The organism is Roseomonas haemaphysalidis, assembly GCF_017355405.1.
In the GTDB taxonomy this organism is placed as follows: domain Bacteria; phylum Pseudomonadota; class Alphaproteobacteria; order Acetobacterales; family Acetobacteraceae; genus Pseudoroseomonas; species Pseudoroseomonas haemaphysalidis.
On sequence record NZ_CP061177.1, the window covers coordinates 887164 to 907376 of the forward strand.

Genomic DNA, 20213 nt, shown 5'->3' on the forward strand with positions numbered 1-20213 from the left:
GCATGCGCGCCGGCGGCGCGGAAAAGGCTGCGGGCGGGCGGTCAGCCGGCGGGAACCAGCCCGCCACGCGTCACGCTGATATCCATGGCATCGCCCGCCAGCGGCGTGGCCTGGATGGCGGCGCCCTCGGCCGCCCCCACCAGCGCCAGCCCGGCGGCGACGTCCCACCACATGATGTTGGTTTCGGCGTAGCCGTCGAGCCGTCCCATCGCCACCCAGGCGAGCGACAGCGCGGCCGAGCCCAGCATGCGGATCTTCTTCCATTCCCGGGTTTGCGCGGCCAGCCGGTCGCACACCACCACAGGGTCGGCATAGGACGGAAAGCCGGTCGCGAGCAGCTGCTGCGGCGAGGGCGGCGGCCGCAGCGCCGTGCCGTTCAGGAACAGCCCGAGCCCCGGGCCGCCGGACAGCAGCTCGTCCCGCTCCGGGTCGTAGATGGCGCCCAGCAGCGGCGTGCGGCCGGCGCACAGCGCGACGGACACCGCGTAAAGCGGGATGCCGCGAAAGAAATTGAAGGAGCCGTCCAGCGGGTCCACCACCCAGTGCGGCGACGCGCTTTCGCCGCCGCTCCAGCCCTGTTCCTCGCCCAGCACCGGCAGGGCGGCGCGGCTGGCCAGGAACTCGCGGATGCGGCGCTCGGATTCGCCGTCCTCCGGCAGCTTGATGTCGCGGCCAAGCTGGGCGAGCGGATCGGCGCGGCGCTGCCGGCCTGTCACAAGAATGTCTCGCGTGCAGCGCGCGGCGTCCCCGGCGAGGGACAGCAGCGATGCAGCGGTGTGGCCTGCAATATCCTGCAAGGAAACATTCCGATGAGCGATTTCACCTGGCTTTACAAGGAAGACCCGAGCATGGCAATTCTAATGCTACCTTAAGATGTAGGAACACGATGGTTTCCCATCCCGCTTTGGCGGAGCGGCTGGCCGCAGCATTCGACACGGCAGCCGTGGTCGAGCCTGAAAAGGCTGATCTGCCAGTTGATTACGCCGCCGCCGCCGCCGTCCGCGACGCTCTTTCGGCCCGCACCGGGCGGCCCGAGGCGTTCAAGCTGGGGGCCACCATCGCGGAAGTCAGGGCCAACCTGGGGTTGCCGAGGGCATTTTTTGGCCCTTTGCCTGCTGCAAGAATATTTGCGGACAGCGCAACCGTCGCCGGCCCCGCGGCGCGGCAAACCGGCGTGGAAAGCGAGTACGGCTTCCGCCTGGCGGTGGCGGTCACAGCCGCGAGCCTGCCGGCCGACGTGGCGGCCCTGCTGCCGATGATCGATGCCGTGCATCCGGCGCTGGAGATCCCCGGCACGCGCTTCAGCAAGCTCGGCGGCCATGGCGGGCTGGCGCTGATGGCCGATGGCGGCGCCGCCGGCGCCCTGGTGCTGGGCCCGGCCGTGCCCTTCGACCCCGCCGCCGATTATGCCGCCGCACCGGTGCGGCTGGAGATCGGCGGCGTTCCCGCCGCCGAGGGACGGGGGGATATCATCGACGGCGGCCCGCTGGCGCCCATCCCCGGCTTTCTGCGCGACGCACTGGCCGCCGGCTACAGCCTGCCCGCCGGCACCGTGATCGTCACCGGCTCCTGTACCGGCTACATCGAGGCGCCGCGCGGCGCCGAGGTGGTGGCGCGCTTCGCGGCGCTGGGCGATGCCAGCGTGTCCATGCGCTTCGGCGCGGGGCCGGCGTGATGGCCGCCGCCGCCCCCCGCAGCGTGGCCGTGCTGTCGCGCTCCTTTTCCAAGCATCCCGTGTTGCGCGCCGAGCTGCAGGCGCGCCACCCGCAGGCGGTGTTCAACGACAGCGGCCGCACGCTGGCGGGCGAGGAGCTGCGCGACTTCCTGCGCGGCCACGACGCCGCCGTGGTGGCGCTGGAAACGATCGACGACGCAACGCTGGCCGCGCTGCCCGAGCTGCGCGTGATCAGCAAGTACGGCGTGGGCCTCGACAACGTTGACCTCGCCGCCGCCGCCCGGCGCGGCATCCGCGTCGGCTGGGAAGGCGGCGTCAACCGCCGCTCGGTGGCGGAGCTCGCCATCGGCTTCATGATCGCCGGGCTGCGCGGCGTGATCACCTCGCACGAGGAGATCAAGGCCGGCACCTGGCGGCAGTACCGCGGCCGGCAGCTCGGCGCCGTCACGGTGGGGCTGGTGGGCTTCGGGCATGTGGGGCGCGACGTGGCGGGGCTGCTGCGGGCCTTCGGCGCGCGCGTGCTGGCGCACGACATCCGCGACATCGCCGCGCCCGCCGCCGCGCTGGGCGCCGGGGTCGTGGACCTCGACACGCTGGTGGCGCAGTCGGACGTCGTGTCCTTGCACATTCCCAACACCCCCGCGACGCGCGAGCTGTTCGGCGCCGCGCGGCTGGCGGCCATGAAGCCCGGCGCCGTGCTGGTCAACACCGCGCGCGGCGGGCTGGTGGACGAGGCGGCGCTGAAGCACAGCCTGCGCGCTGGCCACCTGTCCGCCGCCTGCTTCGACGTCTTCGCCTTTGAGCCGCCGCGCGACATGGAGCTGTTCAACACGCCGGGCTTTCTCGGCACCGGCCATATCGGCGGCAGCGCGGAGGAGGCGGTGGTGGCCATGGGCCGCGCCGCCATCGCGGGCCTCGACAGCGCGACCGACCCGCTTTCCTTTATCCCGTCCTGGGCAGCCTGAGGCACGACCGCCATGACCAACATCGCCATGATCCCGGCGCGCCTGGGCAGCCAGCGCCTGAAGCAGAAGAACCTGGCACCGCTGGCGGGCGCGCCGCTGATCGCGCATGCCATCCGCAAATGCCTGGCCGCAGGCGTGTTCGACGAGGTGTGGGTGAATTCCGAGGCGGACGAGATCGGCCGCATCGCGCTCGCCGAGGGCGCGCGCTTTCACCCGCGGCCTGCCGAGCTCGCCAACAACGTCGCCACGAGCGAGCAGTTCGTCGCCGAGTTCCTGGAAGCGCACCCCTGCGAGCGGCTGTTCCAGGTGCATTCCATCGCGCCGCTGCTGACGGTCGATGACGTGCGCGGCTTCGTGCGGGCCATGGAGGCCGAGCAGGCCGACGTCATGTTGTCCGTGGTGGACGAGCCGCTGGAAGCGATGTGCCGCGGCGAGCCGGTGAACTTCACCTTCGCCGAGAAGACCAACAGCCAGGACCTGCCGCCGGTGCGGCGCATCACCTGGTCCGTCACCGGCTGGCGGCGGCAGGCCTATCTGGAGGCCTTCCGTGCCGGCGCCTGCGCCACCTATGCCGGCAAGGTGGCCTTGTCCCCCGTCAACCGCCTCGCCGGCCACGTCATCAAGACGGCCGAGGACCTGGCCATCGCCGAGGCGCTGTTCGCGCTGGTGCATGGCCAGGTTGCGCGCCAGCCGCAGGCGGTGTCCGCCTGACCTTTCCGGTCATCGTCGCCGGCGCCCGGGGCTCGGGCACCGGCACGCTGGCACGGGCCGTGGCGGCGCTGCTCGCGCGGCCGGTGCTGGACGCGGCGGCGGCGCTGCCGCCGCTGGGCGCGTGGCACCACGCCGCCGCCGGCCTGCCGCTCGATGGCTTCGCGCCGCCCCTGCCGTGGCCGCAGGACGCGCTGCTGCGCGTGGATGATGACAGCCCGGATGCCGCCGCGCTGCGGGCCCTGCCGGCGCTGCTGCACCGCTGGCCCCGGGCGCGCCTGCTGTGCCTGCGCGCCCCGGCGCTGGGTTTCGTGGCCGGCCGCCGGCGGCGCTGCCCGGAACGGCCCTTCGCCGAGCATTGCCTGGCCTGGAACGCGGCCGAGGCCGCCCTCGCCGCCCTGGCCCCACGCGCCCTGGTGCTCGAACCGTCGGAACTGGACGATGCCGCCGCTCTGGCCCGGCGCCTGGGCGAGGTCCTCGACGCGCCGCCCGCCGCCTTGCCGGAGCCACCGCCGGCCACGCCGCCCCTGTCCCTGGCCGGCATGCCCTGGACCCTGCCGGAGATCGAGCTGTTCGCCGGGCTGTGCGGCGCGGCGCCGGAAGACCTCGCCGCCGCTGCCCGCCGCCGCCCGCTGGACCTGCTGGCGGCGCTGCGCGACGGGCAGGGGCGGGCCGCCGGCGGGCTGTCGCTGCGCTGGCCGCCGCAGGGCGCGGGCCTCCATCTGCGCCTGCCCGCCGCCCCTTGCCGCCTGTCGGTGGCGATGCTGTGGCCGGGCGGGCGCGACCGGCTGTCGCTGTTCCTGGCCGGCGCCACGCGGCCGGTGGAGCTGGAGCTGCTGGTGGCCGGCAGCCTGACCCGCCGCCCGCTGCTGGCCCGCGCCCTGCGGCTGGAGCCGGGCGAGGATGCCGAGGTCGCCGCCACCCTGCCGGCGGCGGACGAGCTGCTGGACGTGACGCTGAGCGCCGCGCCGGCCGAGGGCACCGGGCTTGAGCTGCGGCAGGCCCGCCTGTACCGGCTGTGACGGGGAGAACGCGGAACATGGGGCAACCGGACGACTGGGCAAAGGCGCTGGCCGCCACGCTGGCTGCTCCCGGCGCCCTGGCCGGGGCGGACCATCCTGGCGCCGCCATCGACGCCACGCTGCAGGCCCGCGTGCTGGCGCTCTACGCCGACGAGTTGCGCGGCCTGACGCCCGATCAGGCGCTGCCCTGGCTGCTGCGCCGCACCGCCCTGCTGGAAGCCCGCCTGCTGGGCCTGCAGGCCGCCGCGCTGGGCGCCCCCGTGCTGCCCGCCGGGGTGGAGCCCGCCCGCCCGGGCGCCCTGGACCTTTCCTGCGACGCCGCGCTGGTGCAGGGCGGCTTCTACCCGGCCGAGCAGGCGGCGGACGGCACCGCCTTTCGCTGGATCGGCCCCGCGCCAGAGGCCTGCGTGTTTCTGCCCCGGCTGAGCGCGCCGCTGGAAATCCGCCTGCACGTGCATTCCGCCTTTCTGCCGGAGGTGATGGACGCGGTGCGCCTGTCCCTGGACGGCGGCGAACAGGTGCCCGCCACGCGGCAGGGCGACGTGCTGTCCGCCGTGCTGCGGCCCGGGCCGCTGGGCCACGGCGCGCTGCTGCGGCTCGACATCGACACGGCGCGCACCGAAAGCCCGGAAGCGCGCGGCGGCACCGACCGGCGGCGGCTGTCCCTGGCGCTGTCGCGCATCGAGGCGGCAAGCCGCTGAGCCGCCCGCGGCCGCGCATTGCCCTGCTGACCCGGGCCGCCGTGCTGCCGGCCGACACGCCGGCGCGCGCCCATGCCCAGGCGCTGTGGCAGGCGCTGGCCGCGCATGGCGCCGTGCTGCCCCTGGTGCTGGGCGACCGCCCGCCGCCGCCTGCCCGCGCCGTGGCGCGCGCCGCCGGCGCCGTGTTCCTGTCCCCGCGCCTGCCCCGCGTGCTGCTGCGCCTGCGGGCGCTGCGCCCGGCGCTGGTGGTGCTGGCCGATGCCCCGCCGGAGGACTGGGCGGCGGAGCTGCGGGTGCTGGGTTGCCCCGTGCTGCCTGTCCCGGCCGGCGCCGCGCTGCCCGATGCGGCGGCGCTGCGGAGCCTGGGCCTTTCGGTGGGCGCGCCGCGCGGCGCGCTGGTGCCTTCGCCGCACGGCGCCATCCTGAAGGAACGCGCGGGCTTCAACCCGCACACCCGGCTGCTGTGGTGGCGCGTCACGCTGCGCCTGGCGGTGCCCGCCACGCCCGCCGCCCGCTGGCTGGCACGGGGCGGGGCACCGCCGCCCAATGCCTTCGTGTCCCTGTTGCCCGGCGCTTCCGGCACCTGGATGCTGCAAGCCGACGCCGTGCTGCCGCCGGGCCTGCCGCCCGAGGCCATGGCGCTGCACCTGGAAGCGCCGGGCGTCCCGCCGCTGCTGCGCCGCCCGCCGCGCCCCTTGCCGGTCGAGACCGCCGGGCTGCTGACGCTGGAAGCCACCCCCGATGGCGGCGCCGCGGTGCGGGCTTGGGCGGATGACCCGCGAACCACGCTGTTTCCCCCCGCCCCGCTGCACGGCGCGGCGCCCGGGCTGCTGCGCGCCTGCCTGCCCGGCGCGGGCGACGACCGCCCACTGCGCCTGCTGCCCGGCCGGGGCATGGCGCCGGCGCTGAGCCATCCCGCCCATTGGCTGCTGCCGCGCCGGCCCGGCACCACGCGCCTCGCGGAACTGCGAAGCCGCCACGTGGGCGAAACCGCCTGGCTGGTGGGCAACGGGCCTTCCGTGCGCCCGGCCGATCTGGATGCCCTGGCCGGGCGCCTGACCTTCGCCTTCAACCGCTTCCACCTGGCGCATGACCGCACCGCGCTGCGCCCCACCTACACCGTCAGCGGCGACCGGCAGATGATCGAGGACTTCGGCGCGCGCATTGTCGCCGAAAGCGGCGGCACCGTGTTCCTGGCCGATGCCGTGCCGCCGCCGCTGGCGGGCGACTACATCTGGCTGCGCCAGCTGGCGACCGACCCGCCGCTGTTCAGCCTGTCGCCGGAGCAGCGGGTTTCGCCTGGCGGCTCCTCGGTCTTCGTGGCGCTGCAGCTCGCGCATTTCATGGGGGTGCGGCGCTGCAACCTGTATGGCGCCGACTTCCGCTTCGACTTCGCGCCCGCTCCCGCCTCGGCGGATCCGTTCCGCAGCGCCACCGGCGAGGGCAACCACTTCATCCCCGGCTACCGCGACGGCCGCCCCTGGTGCCCGCCCAGCCTGCGCGACATCGCCGGCGGCTTCGGCATCGCGCGCAGGGTGATGGAGGCGGAAGGCGGCTTTCTGCGCAACAGCACGCGCGGCGGGCTGCTGGAGATGCTGCCGCGGGTGGCGTTCGAGACGGCATTGGCGGAGGATCTGCGGACATGATCCCTCCTTTCTCTGCGGCGCCGCTGCGTGTGGCGATTTTTGTGACGAATGCGGCGGGGACGTACGGGGGAGGGCGCCTGGCGGCGTTTCTGCTGGCGCATTGCCTGGCGCGGGCGGGGGCGGCGGTGAGCTTCGTGACCAACGCCAAGCCGGTGTTCTTCGAGGAGCTGCGGGCCTTCGGCGCGCCGGGGCGGGTGGCGCTGCATCTGACGCGCGACTTCCATGCCGGCCTGCCGGAAGGTGGCTTCGACGCGGTGGTGATCATCCCCGGCCAGTCGCAGGAGCGGCAGTTCTACATGGGCGCGCGCGGCTTCGCGCGGCGCCGCGGCGCCCGGCTGGTGCTGTTCAACTTCGAAACGCCCAACTGGTTCAACAGCCATTCGCCCGCGGCCCGCAGCGAGGATTTGTGGCTGGAATGGCGCCGCTGCATCGAGGACGGCTGCCTGGTGCTGAGCAACTCGGCGCAGTCCATGCGCTTTGCCGAGCGCTACTACGTGTCGCACCCGGCCACCACGCGCTTTGGCTTCTGGCACCAGCCGGTGAACGTGCAGGCGCTGGCGGGCGTGGCGGCGCAATACCGCGAGGACCGGGTGGTGTGCTTTGTGCGGGCGCGCGACCCGCACAAGGGCGGGCAGGACCTGATCGACCTGCTGTCGGAGGACCTGCGGGGCTGGACGCTGTCGCTGATCGTGGGCAGCGCCAAGCTGGACGAGGAATACCGCGAGGCGATCGTGTCGCAGGCGCGGCGGTTCGGCATCGGGGTGGAGGTCAAGCCGCTCCTGACGGACACGGAAAAGTTCGTCGAGCTGAAGCGGGCGCGGATGCTGGTGTATCCGTCGCTGTTCGAGGGCTACGGCATTCCGCCGATCGAGGCCTTGTCGGCGGGGACGCCGTGCGTGTGCTACGACCTGCCGGTGTTTCGCGAGGTGTGCGGGGACGCGCTGATCGTGGCGGCGCCGGGGGATGTGGAAGGGCTGCGGGCGGGGGTGCGGCGGGTGATCGCCACCCGCCCGGAGGACTGGGCTCACCTGCCCCAGGCTGTCGCCGCCGTCCGCTCCATCGAACACTGCGGACAGCAGGCCCTCAACACTATCCACGACTATGTGGAACAGCCGCTTCCCACGCCGCCTGTCCCGCCGCCCCGGCGCGGTGGCCGGCTGCGGGTGTCGCCCCCGCGGCGCGACGCCGCCGGCTGGCTGCAGTTCCAGGCCACCCTCGCGCCCGGCCCCGAAACCCCCGGCTTTCCCGGCCGCCTGTTGTTGCTGCGCGACGGCACCGTGCTGGACGAGCAGCCCGCGCCCGGCGATGGCGCCCCCATCCTGCTGCTGCACCCCGATGCCACGCCCGGCGAGGTCCGGGTGCAACTGGTCGGCGCCGACGCGGAACCGGCCGACACCGTCTTGCGCGGCTGGGACATCCCGCCGCCCCGCGCCGAGCCCGCCCCACCCGCCGGCCTGCGGCATGGCGGGCTGTTGTTCCTGCGCGAGGCCGCCTCGGCCGTGGTCACCGGCTGGGCGGCGGCCGACCCGCCGCCACGGCTGCGGGCCTATGCCGGCACGCGGCGCCTGTGGCTGCAAGCGGGCCGCGCGCGGCCGGACGTGATGGCCAAGCTGGGCAGCCTGCCGCCCCAGGCGCCGGGCTTTTCCATCCATCTCGACGCCGCCGACCTGGCGGCGCTGGAGGCCGCCGGCACGCTGACGCTGCTGGCGGCGGGCCCGGCGGGTACCACGCGCCTGGAGTTGCGGCCGCAATGGCAGCCGGCGGCGCCAAGCCTGCCGGAGCTCTCCCCCGCCAGCGCACCCGCCTTGCCGCCACCCGCCGCCCGGCTCCGGCGGGCCGAGCACGACGAATACGGCGTCGCCGAGTTCGAGGGCTGGGTGCTGGCCAGCCCGCGCGTGGACGTCATCCAGGTCTGGCTGGACGAGGTGTTCCTGGGCGAGACGGTGCCCGACCGCCTGCTGTTGCATGTGTTCGAAAAGCACCGCGCTTATGGCGACGCCTTTTGCGGCTTTCAGTTCACCGGCCGCCTGCCGCGCGCGGCCGGCCGCGCCGCCCGCTACCGGATCGCGTTCTGCCAAGGCGAGCGGGTGGTGCTGGAACTGCATGGCGAGATGACGCCGACCCGTCGCGCCAACGGCCCGCTGGGCAGCGATGCCGCGCTGCTGCCCGAAGGCCTGCTGGACCAGCCGGGCGAGGCCGTGGCGGTGGTGGTGCAGGATGCCTCGCTGCTGGACCCCGTGGCCGGCGCCGCGCGCCGCGCGCTGTTGCGCCACCTGCGGGACGACGGCCAGCGCGTGGTGCTGGTGCTGCACGGCAACCCGCACCGCTTCAGCGACGACCTGCCGCGCTGGCGGGCGCTGGCCGACGGCGTGCTTCTGGTCAACCCGCTGAACCCCTGGACCGAGACACCGCCAGGGTTCGGAACCGGGGGAGAATGAATTCTCCCCCGGACCCCCACTTCCGTATTTTTATCCGAAAGAAGGCGTGGGCTGGTAGCGAGCCGCCGCCGCGGCCTGAAGCAAAAACAGACAGAAGGAAGATGGGGGTTCGGGGGAATTCATTCCCCCGACCTTCCCCGAAGCTTCAATCCGCCGCCTGCAGCGACTGCTTGCGCGCCGCGATCGCCTCGATCTGCCGGCGGATGGCGCTGACGTCGCCGGTGCCAAGGCGCAACGCCTCGAAGGCCGCGTCCTCGGCGGCGTCCAGCTCGCCCTGTTGCAGCAGCAGGCCGGCCAGGTGGTTATGCAACTGCGCGTCCATCGGCTCGGCATCCACCGCCTGGTGCGCCCAGTCCACCGCGCGGGGCAGGTCGCGCTGCCGCTGCGCCACCATGCTGCGCAGGCGGAACACGCGCGGGGCGTGGTGCGGGTCCAGCGCCAGGGCTTGGTCCAGCGCGGCCCCGGCCTCCTCGAAGGCATCCTGTTGCAGCAGTTGCGCGGCCAGGAAGCTATGCGCGGCGGCGTTGTCCGGTTCGGCCTGCACGGCGCGCCGTGCCCAGGCCACCGCCCCGGGGATGTCGCGGCGCTGCGCGGCGATCACGCTGCGCTGGCGCGCGGCGCGCATGGCGCTGCGCGGGTCGGCGGCCTCGGCCTCGGCCACCGCCGCCTCGGCGCCGTCCAACTCGCCACGCTGCGTCAGCAGGCCCGCGAGGTGCAGGAACGAGGCGGCATCGCCCTGGTCGGCGGCGATCGCCTGACGCGCCCATTCCAGCGCGGTGTCCCAGTTGCGCCGCTGCATCTCGATGGCGCTGACGCGGCGCAGGATGGGGGCGGCGTTGACCTCGGGCGTTTGCAGCGCGCGGCGCGCGGCCTGCTGCGCGTCCACCAGGTCGCTCGCCAGCCGGCGGTCGCGCAGGCTGAGAAAGGCGGTGTCCTGCACCGCCTCCGCCGCGCCCGGTGTTTCGATGCCCAGCATCTCGGCCATGCGGCGCCGCGCCGGTTCCAGCACCACGGCGAAGTCGTCGGCGGCGATGCTCAGCGCCTCGGGCGACTGCGCGCGGTCGATCTCCTCGGCCTTCCATCCGATCGTCCGCTTGCCGAGGCTGTAGACGATGGCGCGCGAGATCTTGCGCGAGATGGCCCATTCCGCCAGCTCCCGCGCCAGCCGCGGCTTCAGCTCGCCGCCCGGCGCGGCCTCGAACGCGTGCTCCAGCTCCATCGCCATGCTGACAAAGGCGGAATAGGTCAGGTTCACGAAGATCTGGTGCGCCTGCGGGTAGAAGCGCGCGGCGCGGCCCTGCAGGCCCTTCTCGTCGATCTGCGCGGGCTCGCGCAGCTGCACGATCTCGGGCGGCACCTCGAAGCGCGGCGGGCGCGGTGCCGGGGGCGTGGCGGGCTCGGCGGCCGGGCGCGGCGCGGCCACGGGCCGGGGGCCGCGCGGCTGCGCGGTGATGCCGAGCTGCACCAGCAGATCCTGCAGCTCGCCTTCCAGCTCGCTCATGTAGTCGGCCTGCGGCGGGCCGTAGGAGGCGATGATGTCGCGCAGCCAGGCGGGAATGGCGGCGCGCACCACGGCCGCGAAGTCGGACAGCATCACCTGCCGCTGCCCGCCATGCTGAAAGCGCAGGAACTGGCGGTACAGGTCGGGCCGCAGGGGGTAGTCGTCCGGCAGCTCCACCAGCACCGTGAAGTGCTTGGCGCCGAAGGGCATGCCGAAGCTCGGCGCGTCCATCACCCAGTCCTGGCCGCGCCGCGCGGCATAGACCTCGCCCCGGTGCACGATGGCCGCCTGGCCGGACAGCACGGTGCCGTCCGGCTCCGCGGCGGTGCCGGCATCCTCCCGCGCGTCGTAGGCGAAGTGGATGCGGATGCCCTCCATCGCCGCCACGCTGTCGCGCCGCGTCAGCGCGTCCAGGCGCGGCGCCAGGCCGGTGAAGAGGTGTTCCTCCGCACCCGCCACGCCGGGCAGCAGGCGCAGCGTCAGGCCGTCCGGCAAAGTGTGGAAGCGGTGGTGCAGGTAGTTCAGCACCCAGTGCGGCTCCACCACGGGGTCGCGGTCATAGGGGTCGCGCAGCGTGTCCTGTTCGGCGCGGTTGCCGCACAGCAGCACCTCCGTCCAGTCCGCCGACAGGTCGTAGCCGCCTTCGGCGCGGCACTGCTCGGTGACGTCGGCGACTTCCGACTCCACCGGCGTTCCGGCAACGCGGTAGGGGATGCGGCCGTAGATGCCGCCGCGCTGACCCATGGTCACCTCGCTCACCACGCCGTCGCGGCAGGAGCGGTAGCGCAGGCCATGCTTGTTGGACGGCAGCGAGGCGACCTTGGCGCCCATCCCGAAGTTGCGGTCCAGCGCGTTCTGCTTGTGCAGCGAGGAAGCGAGGTCGCAGATGCGGTGGAGCTCGGCGGCGGACATGCCGGGGCCGGTGTTCCAGATGCGCAGCTTGCGCGCGCCCTCCACCGGCAGCGCGCCGATCTCGACGCGCCGGTGGCCTTCCGGCGCGGCGGCGGCGGATTCCAGGGCGTTTGTGACAAGTTCGCGCAGCATCATGGTCTTTGGACAGCGCTCGATGGTGCTGTTGACCAGGAACGCCTCGTTGGCGACGCGGAGGGCGGTGATGGGAAGCGGGCTCAACACGATCGCACGGACCTCCTGCTGTCTGCATCGCCTAGCATGCGGCGCGGCCCGTGGGAAAGGGTGATGCCGGCTGCTCCCGCTTGCGCGTCCGCCCGATAAGGCTAGGCTGCCGGCAGACAGGCGCGAACGGACCACGAGCACCATGCAGACCCAGATGAAGATCCAGTTCAAGCCACGCCAGTCGCCGCGCGTGTTGATGACGCTGCTGGCACCGCCTGGCGGCATTCCAGGCGGCACCGGCGCGGTGACCGAGGCGCTGGCCGAGCAGGATTGGCTGATCCTGCGCGCGGTGAGCCAATCCTTTCAACGGGCGGGGTTGCTGGATCTGGCGCTGGAATGGGCGCAGGCCGCGGCCGACGCGGCGGCGCGCAACCTGCCGGCGCAGCTGCATCTCGGCACCCTGTACCTGGGGCGCGGCGACTGGGCGGCGGCGCGCGAGCTGGCGGCGCAGCTGGTCGAGGCGCTGCCCGCGGCGGCGATGCCGAAGCGGCTGATGAGCCAGGCGCTGCGCGAGCAGGGCGACATGGCCGGGGCGCTGGATTGGGCGCGGCGCGCGGTGCAGGACGCACCGGCCGATGCCGGCACGGTGACGCATCTGGGCACGCTGCAGCAGCAGGCGGGCGATCTGGAAGCCGCGCTGGCCACGGCGCGGCGCGGGCTGGAAGCGCTGCCCGATGCCCCAGGCCTGCTGCGGCTGATGGCGCGGATCCATGAGGCGCGGGGCGAAACCGACACCGCGCTGGAATGGGCGCGCCGCGTCGTGCAGGCGTCCCCGGGCGATGCCGGCGCGTTGGCGCAGCTGGCCGGCATGCAGCTGCAGGCGGGTGCCACGGCGGAGGTGGAAGACATGGTGCGCGCCGCGCTGGCGCAGCAGCCGCGCGCGGTGCCGCTGCTGCGGCTCATGATCCGCCTGGCGCAGAGCCGTGGCGCCTTGGACGAGGCGCTGGACTGGGCCCGCCAGGCACGCGCCGCGGCGCCCGATGCCAATGCCGCCAACCAGATCGCCAACCTGCTGATGCAGCAAGGCGAGTCCGGCAAGGCGATGGCCGAGGTGCAGGACGGGTTGGCCCGCACGCCCGGGTCGGCGCCGCTGATGCGCACGCGCAGCATGCTGCTGCAGCGGGCGGGCGACCTGGACGGGGCGTTGGACTGGGCGCGGTGCGCCGTCGCGGCGGCACCCTCGGACGGCGGCATGATCGCGCATCTCAGTGGCCTGCACCTGGAGCGCAAGGAGCCGGCGGAAGCCCGCCGGGTGGCGCTGGACGCGCTGGACGGCACCACCGGGCGCGGCGCGGTGCTGCTCGCCCTCAGCCGCGCCGCCACGGCGGCCGGCGCGTTGCAGGACGCGCACGACTGGGCGCTGAAGGCGGTGCAGGAGCGCCCGGGCGATGCCAATGCCCGCCGGGCCCTGGAGCGGTGCACGGCCGCATTGGGATGACCGTTTGCAACATAAAACGCAATGGATGCAACTTCTGATTAATTTATTTTCGCCGCCGTCTTGTCCGGACGGCGGCGGTGCTGCTATTATTGCATTGCACAAAAAATGCCTTCGCTTTCGGGCCAGGAAACTGCGGATTCCTAGTCAAGGATCGTCATCCGGTCATGCGCAATGTCTCTCTTGATGTAAAACGCAAGACCTACGACGCGCTGCAGGCCATTGGTGATCCCAAGCGGGTCAACGAATTCTATGCGGAACTGATCGGCCGCACCGTTTCGTCCCATGTGGCGGGCGGCGACATTGTTGTGGATGCCGGCGCCTTTCATGGCCGGCAAACCCTGGCGCTCGCCGCCGCCGTTGGCCCTGGTGGCCGGGTTTTCGCCTTCGAGCCGTTGCAGCCCGCCTTCGTGGTGCTGTCGACCCAGTTGCGGCGGCATGGCTTCGAGGATGCCGTGCAGGCGCACCAGCTGGCGGTGTCGGACCACGAGGGCGACATGCCCTTCCATCACATTCACCAGGCGCCCGGGCGATCCGGCAGGATCTGGGAAGGCAGCCCGACGGAGCGGGCTGGTGGTTTCACCGCCACCGAGCTGCGCGTGCCGGTGGCGCGGCTGGACACGGTGGTGGGCGGCAGCGGCCCGGTGCGGCTGATGCACCTGGACCTGGAAGGCGGCGAGCTGGCGGCGCTGCGCGGTGCCGTGGGCCTGCTGGCGCGCGACCGGCCGCTGCTGCTGTTCCGCAATTCGCGCGGCGTCGCCGCCTCGATGTTCGGCTATGATGCCGGCGCCTTCTGCGGATTTTTCGATGCCGCCGGCTACGAACTCTTCAACGTGCTGGGCTTTCGCTTTCAGCAGCGGGACTGGACCACCGGGCGGCAGCCCGGCTGGTATCTGGGCGTGCCGGCGGAGGACGAGGTGGCCAAGGGCACGCTGCACGGCATGATCGACGATGTCGCCGCGCAGCACGGCCTGGCCGCCATCTTCGCGTGAACGGCAGAAAGCAGCGAACAGCAGCATGAGCGCGATCCGGATGCCGACCGAGCACATCGCCACGCCTGTGCCACAGGCCGCCACCAGCACAGCGCTGCGCATCGAGGAAGCCTCGGTCAGCGCGCGCGGCGTGCTGCTGGTGCGCGCCGCCTGGCAGGGCCCCGCCGCGCCCGCGGCGCTGGAGCTCGCGCTGGACGGCCACCTCCTCGGCACCGTGCCGGCCGGCCAGGCCGGGCGCTACGAGGGCTGGTTCGTGCTGGAAGCCGCCGCCGCCGCGGGCGCGCGCCAGGTTTCGCTCCGCGGCGGCCCGGGCGAAGCCACGGCCGCCATCGCCGGGCGGCTGGGCCCGACGCAGGGCTGGTTCGCTGATCGCAGCTGGACCGCCTCGTCCGACCTCGCCGCCGCGCTGGCGCCGGGCGCCCCTGGCGTGTTGCTGGTCAGCGACGTGCTGCCGCGGGACGGCGTGGCGCGCTGGTTGCCGGTGGCGCAGCTGGCCGCCGCCCTGCGCCAATCGGGCCACCGGCCGCTGCTGCTGCATTTCGGCGCGCTGGAAGACTGCCAAAGCGACCTCGCCACCCTGCTGCAGCAGTTCGACGTGGTGCACCACCATGCCACCGGCGCGGCGCCGCAGGGCTGGGACCCTGCGTCCCCCGGTGCGCTGCCGCCGGTCGACCGGGGGTTGCCGCAGGCCGTCGCGGCCATCGCCGCCGCCGCGGGCTGCGGCATGGCGATGGCGGTTTCGCCCGCGGGGCTCAGCGTGCTGGGCAAGCTGCCGCCGGAGCTGCCGCGCGGCGCGCTGCTGTCGCGCGGCTTCGTGCTGGCGCCGCGCATGATCTTCTCGCCCGTGCCGCGGGAAAAGGCGGCGGCGACGTTGCGCGGCATCCTGGCCGGCACCACCCTGGTGCTGGAAGATGAAGGCCTGCGGCTGGAACTCGGCAAATGGTTGCCGGCGACCCGGGCGGCGGTGCTGCCGCCGCTGGTGGCGCTGCCGGCGCCACCCGCCACCACCGCCGGCGCGGCGCCGCTGGTGCTGGCCGTCGGCGCCACGGCGGCGCGCGCGGTGGCCGGCCGGCTGCCGCCGGGCACCGCCGTGGCCTTGCTCGACGACACGACGCCGCTGCCCGTGCTGGCCGATGCCGTGGCCCGGGCCACGCGCGTGGTGCTGTGGACGGATGCCGGCGTGGGCGGCGAGGTGGCGCGACACCTGGCCGGGCTGCGCGGCGTGCCGGTGGTGGGGCAGGCGCCTTCGCCCCTGCCGCAGGACGGTGGCGGGGAAGCCGCCGTCGCGGCGCTGGAAGCCCTGCTGACGGAAGGCGCGGAACTGCCGCCGGCGCCGCTGCCGGCCTGGACAGCCGCCGGCTTCGCCGCCGAGCTGGGGCTGCCGCCCGCGGACGCTGCGGCGCCGGCGGATGGCGGCGGCCTGCTGGCGCGGCTGCTGGCCATGCGCCTGCACGGCCAGCCGGACCCGCGCCGCGTCGGCCTGCTGGTGGAGCCGCAGCGGCCCGATGCGATGTTGCTGGCCGCTGCCTTCGCGCGGGTGGCGGGGCCGGGCCGGGTGTTTGCCCTGAATCCGCCGCCGGGTGCCGCGTTGCTGCCGCTCGGCACCGCGCTGCAGGCCGGCGTGGACAGCGTGCTGCTGGACCTGGGCGAGGACGCGGCCGCCGGCCGGGCGGCCATGCAGCGGGTGCTGGATTGCGGGCTGCTGCCGGTGCCCCTGGTGCCGCGCGCGGGCTGGACCGATGCGGCCGGGCTGGCGCGGCTGCGTGGCATGGCGGCCGGGAAGGTGGCCTATGTCGGGCCGGGCCCGGTGCCGCCGGGCGCCGCGCTGGTGCTGGCCACCGGCGGTGCCGCCCTGCCCGGGGCCGATGCCGTGGAGCTGCAGGGCCCCGCCGACCCGCGCCGCGGCCGGCTGGCAACCATCTTCGCCGCGAATGACGATGCGTTCTGGCGGCGCCCGCCGGCACCCGCGCTGGGCTACGACCGCGACCCCGCCGCGCCGGGGCTGGCGATCACGCAGTCCCTGGCGGTGCCGCACGAGGCGGTGCCGATGCTGGCGCTGGCCCTGCTGCTGGGCTGCAGCCGCGTCCTGCTGCCGGCGGCGTGGCGCCGCCTGCCGGCGCTGGCCGCCGCGCTGGCGGCATTGGGCCAGGCAGGCATCGCCGTGGATGCGGCGCCGGACGTGTTGTTGGAGATGCGGGCGTGAGCGAGGTTGTGTCTCCCCCTGGCGGTGCTGCCGCGCTGCGTGTGGCGATTTTTGTGACGAATGCGGCGGGGACGTACGGGGGAGGGCGCCTGGCGGCGTTTCTGCTGGCGCATTGCCTGGCGCGGGCGGGGGCGGCGGTGAGCTTCGTGACCAACGCCAAGCCGGTGTTCTTCGAGGAGCTGCGGGCCTTCGGCGCGCCGGGGCGGGTGGCGCTGCATCTGACGCGCGACTTCCATGCCGGCCTGCCGGAAGGTGGCTTCGACGCGGTGGTGATCATCCCCGGCCAGTCGCAGGAGCGGCAGTTCTACATGGGCGCGCGCGGCTTCGCGCGGCGCCGCGGCGCCCGGCTGGTGCTGTTCAACTTCGAAACGCCCAACTGGTTCAACAGCCATTCGCCCGCGGCCCGCAGCGAGGATTTGTGGCTGGAATGGCGCCGCTGCATCGAGGACGGCTGCCTGGTGCTGAGCAACTCGGCGCAGTCCATGCGCTTTGCCGAGCGCTACTACGTGTCGCACCCGGCCACCACGCGCTTTGGCTTCTGGCACCAGCCGGTGAACGTGCAGGCGCTGGCGGGCGTGGCGGCGCAATACCGCGAGGACCGGGTGGTGTGCTTTGTGCGGGCGCGCGACCCGCACAAGGGCGGGCAGGACCTGATCGACCTGCTGTCGGAGGACCTGCGGGGCTGGACGCTGTCGCTGATCGTGGGCAGCGCCAAGCTGGACGAGGAATACCGCGAGGCGATCGTGTCGCAGGCGCGGCGGTTCGGCATCGGGGTGGAGGTCAAGCCGCTCCTGACGGACACGGAAAAGTTCGTCGAGCTGAAGCGGGCGCGGATGCTGGTGTATCCGTCGCTGTTCGAGGGCTACGGCATTCCGCCGATCGAGGCCTTGTCGGCGGGGACGCCGTGCGTGTGCTACGACCTGCCGGTGTTTCGCGAGGTGTGCGGGGACGCGCTGATCGTGGCGGCGCCGGGGGACGTGGAAGGGCTGCGGGCGGGGGTGCGGCGGGTGATCGCCAGCCGCCCGGAGGACTGGGCTCACCTGCCCCAGGCCGTCGCCGCCGTCCGCTCCATCGAACACTGCGGACAGCAGGCCCTCAACACCATCCACGACTATGTGCAGAACGCGCCGGGCATCGAAGCCCCCGGCGCCGTGCCGGAGCCGCGCGCGCAGCGGCCCGTGCCGGAACTGCTGCAGATCGACGACGTTCGCCTGGATTCCGGCGGCTTTCTGGAACTGCGCGGCTGGACTGCGCTGCGCGACCGCGCCCGGCTGGTGGTGTCCGTCGGCGGGCAGCGGCTGGGCGAGGTGACGCGCGGCCTGCCGCGGCCGGAGGTGCGGCAGCAGCACCCCTGGGTGGGCGGCGGCGATTGCGGCTTCGCGGCCTGCCTGCCGTTCCGCACCGATGCCAGGGAGATTGCCGTCACCGTCACCGCGCTGGGGCCGGATGGCACGCAGTTCGACAGCGCCACCCGCAGCTTCGCGGTGCCGGCCATCCGCAAGCCCACCCCCAAGCCGGACCCGGCGCTGTACCAGCGCGGCGGCATCAAGTGGATGCGCGAGGCCGAAACCGGCTTCGTGCATGGCTGGATCGCGACCGCGGCGCCGGTGCTGTCCATGGCGGCCTATGCCGGCGGCCAGCCGCTGTGGCTGCAGCGCGGCCGCTCGCGCCCGGACGTGATGGCCAAGCTGGATGGGATGCCGCCGCAGGCACCGGGCTTCGGCCTGTACCTGGATGCCGCGGCAACGGCGCTGCTCGACGCCGCGCCGGAGCTCGCGCTGGTCACCACCACCGCCGACGGGGTGTTCCTGGAACGCCTCAAGCTGAAGCCCGAGGCGGTGCCCGCCGGCGTGCCCGAGCTGTCGCCCGCCGAGGCGCCGCCCGGCCTGCCGCTGCAGGCCCGCATCCGCAGCGTCACCTATGACGAGTACGGCGTGGTGGAGTTCGAGGGCTGGGTGCTCGCGCAGCCGCGCATCGACGTCATGAAGTTCTGGCTGGGCGACGTGTTCCTGGGCGAGGCGGTGCCCGACCGCCTGTACCTCAACATCTTTGAAAAGAACCGCGCCTACGCCGATGCCTTCTGCGGCGTGCAGTTCACCGGCCGCGCCCAGGACCAGCCGCGCGACGCGGCGCATTGGCGCGTGGAGCTCTGCTACGGCGACGACCCCGCCCTGGTGCTGGAAGGCACCGCCACCCCCACCGCGCGCGCCAGCGCCGTTCTAGGCACGGATGCGGCGCTGCTGCCGGCGGACTTTCTGGCATCCGCCACCCTGCCGCCGGTCGTGGCGGTGGTGGTGGAGGACGCTTCGCCGCTGCGCGCCCCTTGCGGCGCCGTGTTGCGCGCGTTGCTGGCGCATCTGCGGCGGCGCGGCTTCGGCCTGCTGCTGTTGCTGCATGGCAATCCGCACCGCTTCAGCGACGACCTGCCGCAATGGCAGGCGCTGGCCGATGGCGTGCTGCTGGTCAACCCGCTGAGCCCGAGGCCGGGTGCCGCCCCGCTGCCGCATGCCGCGTGGAACCGCTCCTCCCCTGCGCTGCAAGGCGTGCTGGCGGAGCTGGCGGCCCAGATGCCACGGCTGGCGGCGGTGCTGGTGCAGGGCCAGGCCCTGGCCCCCGCGCTGGCGGCGGTGCCCGGCGCCGCCACGCTGGTGATGGACGACGCACCGCCCGTGCCGCTGCCCTGGCGGGACGCGGCGCCCCCCGGCACCCGGCTGCTTGGCACCGCCTTGCCGCCCGTGCCCGGCATTCTGCCGCTGGCGCTGGATGCCGTGGCGATCGCCGCCGGGGTGGCGCCGCTGCCGGCGCCGGACGCGCCGGGCTGGCTGGTGCTGAACGGCTGTGGCGCGGACCCCGGGCTGCTGGCGCGTGCCTGCGCCGCCGCCGCCAATGCCGCTGCCGAGGCGGGGCTGCGGCTCGGCGTGGTGGTCGACGCGCCGCCGCTGGAGCCCTCGCAGCGCCTGCGCGCCCGCCTTGGGCTGCCCGACGCCGCCGAGCCGTTGTGGCCGGCGCAGCTGGCGGCGCTGCCGGCCGCGCGGGTGCGCGCGGTGGTGGACCTCGGCGCGGCCGCCCCCGGGATGGTGGATGCCATCGCCATCGCGCGCGGCATGCCGCTGGCGCTGTGGCGGCTGTTCGCGCCAGCCGGGTTGCAGCGCCCCTGGCCCGCGATGGGCATGGCCGAGATCCTGGCCGGCCCCGCGCCCACGCCCCCCGCGGCCGACCCCTATGCCCCGCTGGATGCCTTGCTGGGCGCCGCCGCGGCCGGACGCGAATGCCCCATGGCCGCGGAATGAGCATGACCGAAACCCTGGCCTCCGCAGCGCCGGGCCGCCCCTGGCCCGACCGCTTCCCCGGGCCCGCGCCGCAGCCGCACGCCCCCGGCACCCGGCTGGACCTGCGCGAAGGCATCCGCGCCACGGGCTTCGGCCCGGTGGAGCGGCCGGGCGGCCTCAGCGGCCGCCGCATCGGGCCGGAGCCGGAAGCGCTGCTGCTGCTCGGCGCCATCGACCCCGCCGTCGGGTCGCTGCTGCTGCTGTTCCTGCCGGAGCCGGGCGCCGAGCCGCTGGACGTGCTGTTCGAGGGCCAGCCGCTGGCCACCGCCCCGGCCGGGCCGGTGGCGCCGCTGCACGACCGCCCCGGCGCCTGGGCCCTGCGTGCCACCCTGCCGCCGGCCGAGGCCCTGGCGCGCCCCGCCTGGGGGCGGCTGGAGCTCCGCCGCGTTCTCGTGCCGGGGCCGCTGCGCCACCCTGCGCCAGCGCTGCACGCCGTGGTGTTCGAGTGACAATGCGGATGCCCC

At 74.2% G+C, this 20213-nt stretch carries 14 protein-coding genes; 12 read left to right on the forward strand and 2 right to left on the reverse strand.

Features of this window, described 5'->3' with window-relative positions:
• Window positions 1-41: 41 nt before the first annotated feature.
• The gene (locus tag IAI59_RS04070) at window positions 42-797 is read right to left on the reverse strand and encodes an inositol monophosphatase family protein (RefSeq protein WP_207418475.1); all 756 of its coding nucleotides are present in this window, start codon (window positions 795-797) and stop codon (window positions 42-44) included.
• Window positions 798-886: 89 nt separating this feature from the next.
• On the opposite strand from IAI59_RS04070, the gene IAI59_RS04075 reads away from it, so the two are divergent.
• From IAI59_RS04075 to IAI59_RS04105, 7 genes are read left to right on the forward strand one after another with little or no spacing between them, the layout of a single operon-like run.
• Entirely contained in the window at window positions 887-1675 is a 789-nt protein-coding gene (locus IAI59_RS04075; protein ID WP_207418474.1) for a hypothetical protein, read from the forward strand.
• On the forward strand, window positions 1675-2640 hold the full coding sequence (locus IAI59_RS04080; protein WP_207418472.1) for a phosphoglycerate dehydrogenase: 966 nt from the start codon (window positions 1675-1677) through the stop codon (window positions 2638-2640). Before IAI59_RS04075 ends, IAI59_RS04080 begins: the two co-directional genes overlap by 1 nt.
• 12 nt (window positions 2641-2652) lie before the next feature.
• Entirely contained in the window at window positions 2653-3351 is a 699-nt protein-coding gene (locus tag IAI59_RS04085; protein ID WP_207418471.1) for an acylneuraminate cytidylyltransferase family protein, read from the forward strand.
• A 59-nt stretch (window positions 3352-3410) separates the two neighbouring features.
• Window positions 3411-4370, forward strand: coding sequence for a hypothetical protein (locus tag IAI59_RS04090; RefSeq protein ID WP_207418470.1), 960 nt, complete (start codon window positions 3411-3413; stop codon window positions 4368-4370).
• A gap of 17 nt (window positions 4371-4387) precedes the next feature.
• Complete coding sequence (locus IAI59_RS04095) at window positions 4388-5071, forward strand: hypothetical protein (protein WP_207418469.1); 684 nt, start codon at window positions 4388-4390, stop codon at window positions 5069-5071.
• Window positions 5072-5112: 41 nt separating this feature from the next.
• Window positions 5113-6717 (forward strand): hypothetical protein, encoded by a 1605-nt coding sequence (locus IAI59_RS04100; RefSeq protein ID WP_207418467.1) that lies wholly within the window; start codon window positions 5113-5115, stop codon window positions 6715-6717.
• Complete coding sequence (locus IAI59_RS04105) at window positions 6714-9155, forward strand: glycosyltransferase (protein WP_207418466.1); 2442 nt, start codon at window positions 6714-6716, stop codon at window positions 9153-9155. Before IAI59_RS04100 ends, IAI59_RS04105 begins: the two co-directional genes overlap by 4 nt.
• Before the next feature lie 145 nt (window positions 9156-9300).
• Here the strand turns inward: IAI59_RS04105 and IAI59_RS04110 are convergent, their stop codons facing one another.
• Window positions 9301-11790 (reverse strand): ATP-binding protein, encoded by a 2490-nt coding sequence (locus tag IAI59_RS04110; RefSeq protein ID WP_207418465.1) that lies wholly within the window; start codon window positions 11788-11790, stop codon window positions 9301-9303.
• 142 nt (window positions 11791-11932) lie between these two features.
• Between IAI59_RS04110 and IAI59_RS04115 the strand changes: the two genes are divergently transcribed.
• The 5 genes from IAI59_RS04115 (at window position 11933) to IAI59_RS04135 (ending at window position 20198) form a co-directional block, all read left to right on the forward strand.
• Window positions 11933-13228 (forward strand): tetratricopeptide repeat protein, encoded by a 1296-nt coding sequence (locus IAI59_RS04115; RefSeq protein WP_207418464.1) that lies wholly within the window; start codon window positions 11933-11935, stop codon window positions 13226-13228.
• Window positions 13229-13392: 164 nt separating this feature from the next.
• A complete protein-coding gene (locus IAI59_RS04120) occupies window positions 13393-14217 on the forward strand; it encodes an FkbM family methyltransferase (RefSeq protein ID WP_207418462.1) in 825 nt (274 codons plus the stop codon).
• A gap of 25 nt (window positions 14218-14242) precedes the next feature.
• Window positions 14243-16420, forward strand: a complete 2178-nt coding sequence (locus IAI59_RS04125; RefSeq protein ID WP_207418460.1) for a hypothetical protein — start codon at window positions 14243-14245, stop codon at window positions 16418-16420.
• Window positions 16417-19710, forward strand: coding sequence for a glycosyltransferase (locus IAI59_RS04130; RefSeq protein WP_207443835.1), 3294 nt, complete (start codon window positions 16417-16419; stop codon window positions 19708-19710). The genes IAI59_RS04125 and IAI59_RS04130 overlap by 4 nt, the downstream gene beginning before the upstream one ends.
• Before the next feature lie 2 nt (window positions 19711-19712).
• The gene (locus IAI59_RS04135) at window positions 19713-20198 is read left to right on the forward strand and encodes a hypothetical protein (RefSeq protein ID WP_207419777.1); all 486 of its coding nucleotides are present in this window, start codon (window positions 19713-19715) and stop codon (window positions 20196-20198) included.
• The last annotated feature ends 15 nt before the right edge of the window (window positions 20199-20213 follow it).

Bases quoted from the DNA above. Each gene is read 5' to 3' on its own strand.
- IAI59_RS04075 (WP_207418474.1), top strand. From the start codon at position 887: ATGGTTTCCCATCCCGCTTTGGCGGAGCGGCTGGCCGCAGCATTCGAC.
- IAI59_RS04080 (WP_207418472.1), top strand. From the start codon at position 1,675: ATGGCCGCCGCCGCCCCCCGCAGCGTGGCCGTGCTGTCGCGCTCCTTT.
- IAI59_RS04085 (WP_207418471.1), top strand. From the start codon at position 2,653: ATGACCAACATCGCCATGATCCCGGCGCGCCTGGGCAGCCAGCGCCTG.
- IAI59_RS04095 (WP_207418469.1), top strand. From the start codon at position 4,388: ATGGGGCAACCGGACGACTGGGCAAAGGCGCTGGCCGCCACGCTGGCT.
- IAI59_RS04105 (WP_207418466.1), top strand. From the start codon at position 6,714: ATGATCCCTCCTTTCTCTGCGGCGCCGCTGCGTGTGGCGATTTTTGTG.
- IAI59_RS04115 (WP_207418464.1), top strand. From the start codon at position 11,933: ATGCAGACCCAGATGAAGATCCAGTTCAAGCCACGCCAGTCGCCGCGC.
- IAI59_RS04120 (WP_207418462.1), top strand. From the start codon at position 13,393: ATGCGCAATGTCTCTCTTGATGTAAAACGCAAGACCTACGACGCGCTG.
- IAI59_RS04125 (WP_207418460.1), top strand. From the start codon at position 14,243: ATGAGCGCGATCCGGATGCCGACCGAGCACATCGCCACGCCTGTGCCA.
- IAI59_RS04135 (WP_207419777.1), top strand. From the start codon at position 19,713: ATGACCGAAACCCTGGCCTCCGCAGCGCCGGGCCGCCCCTGGCCCGAC.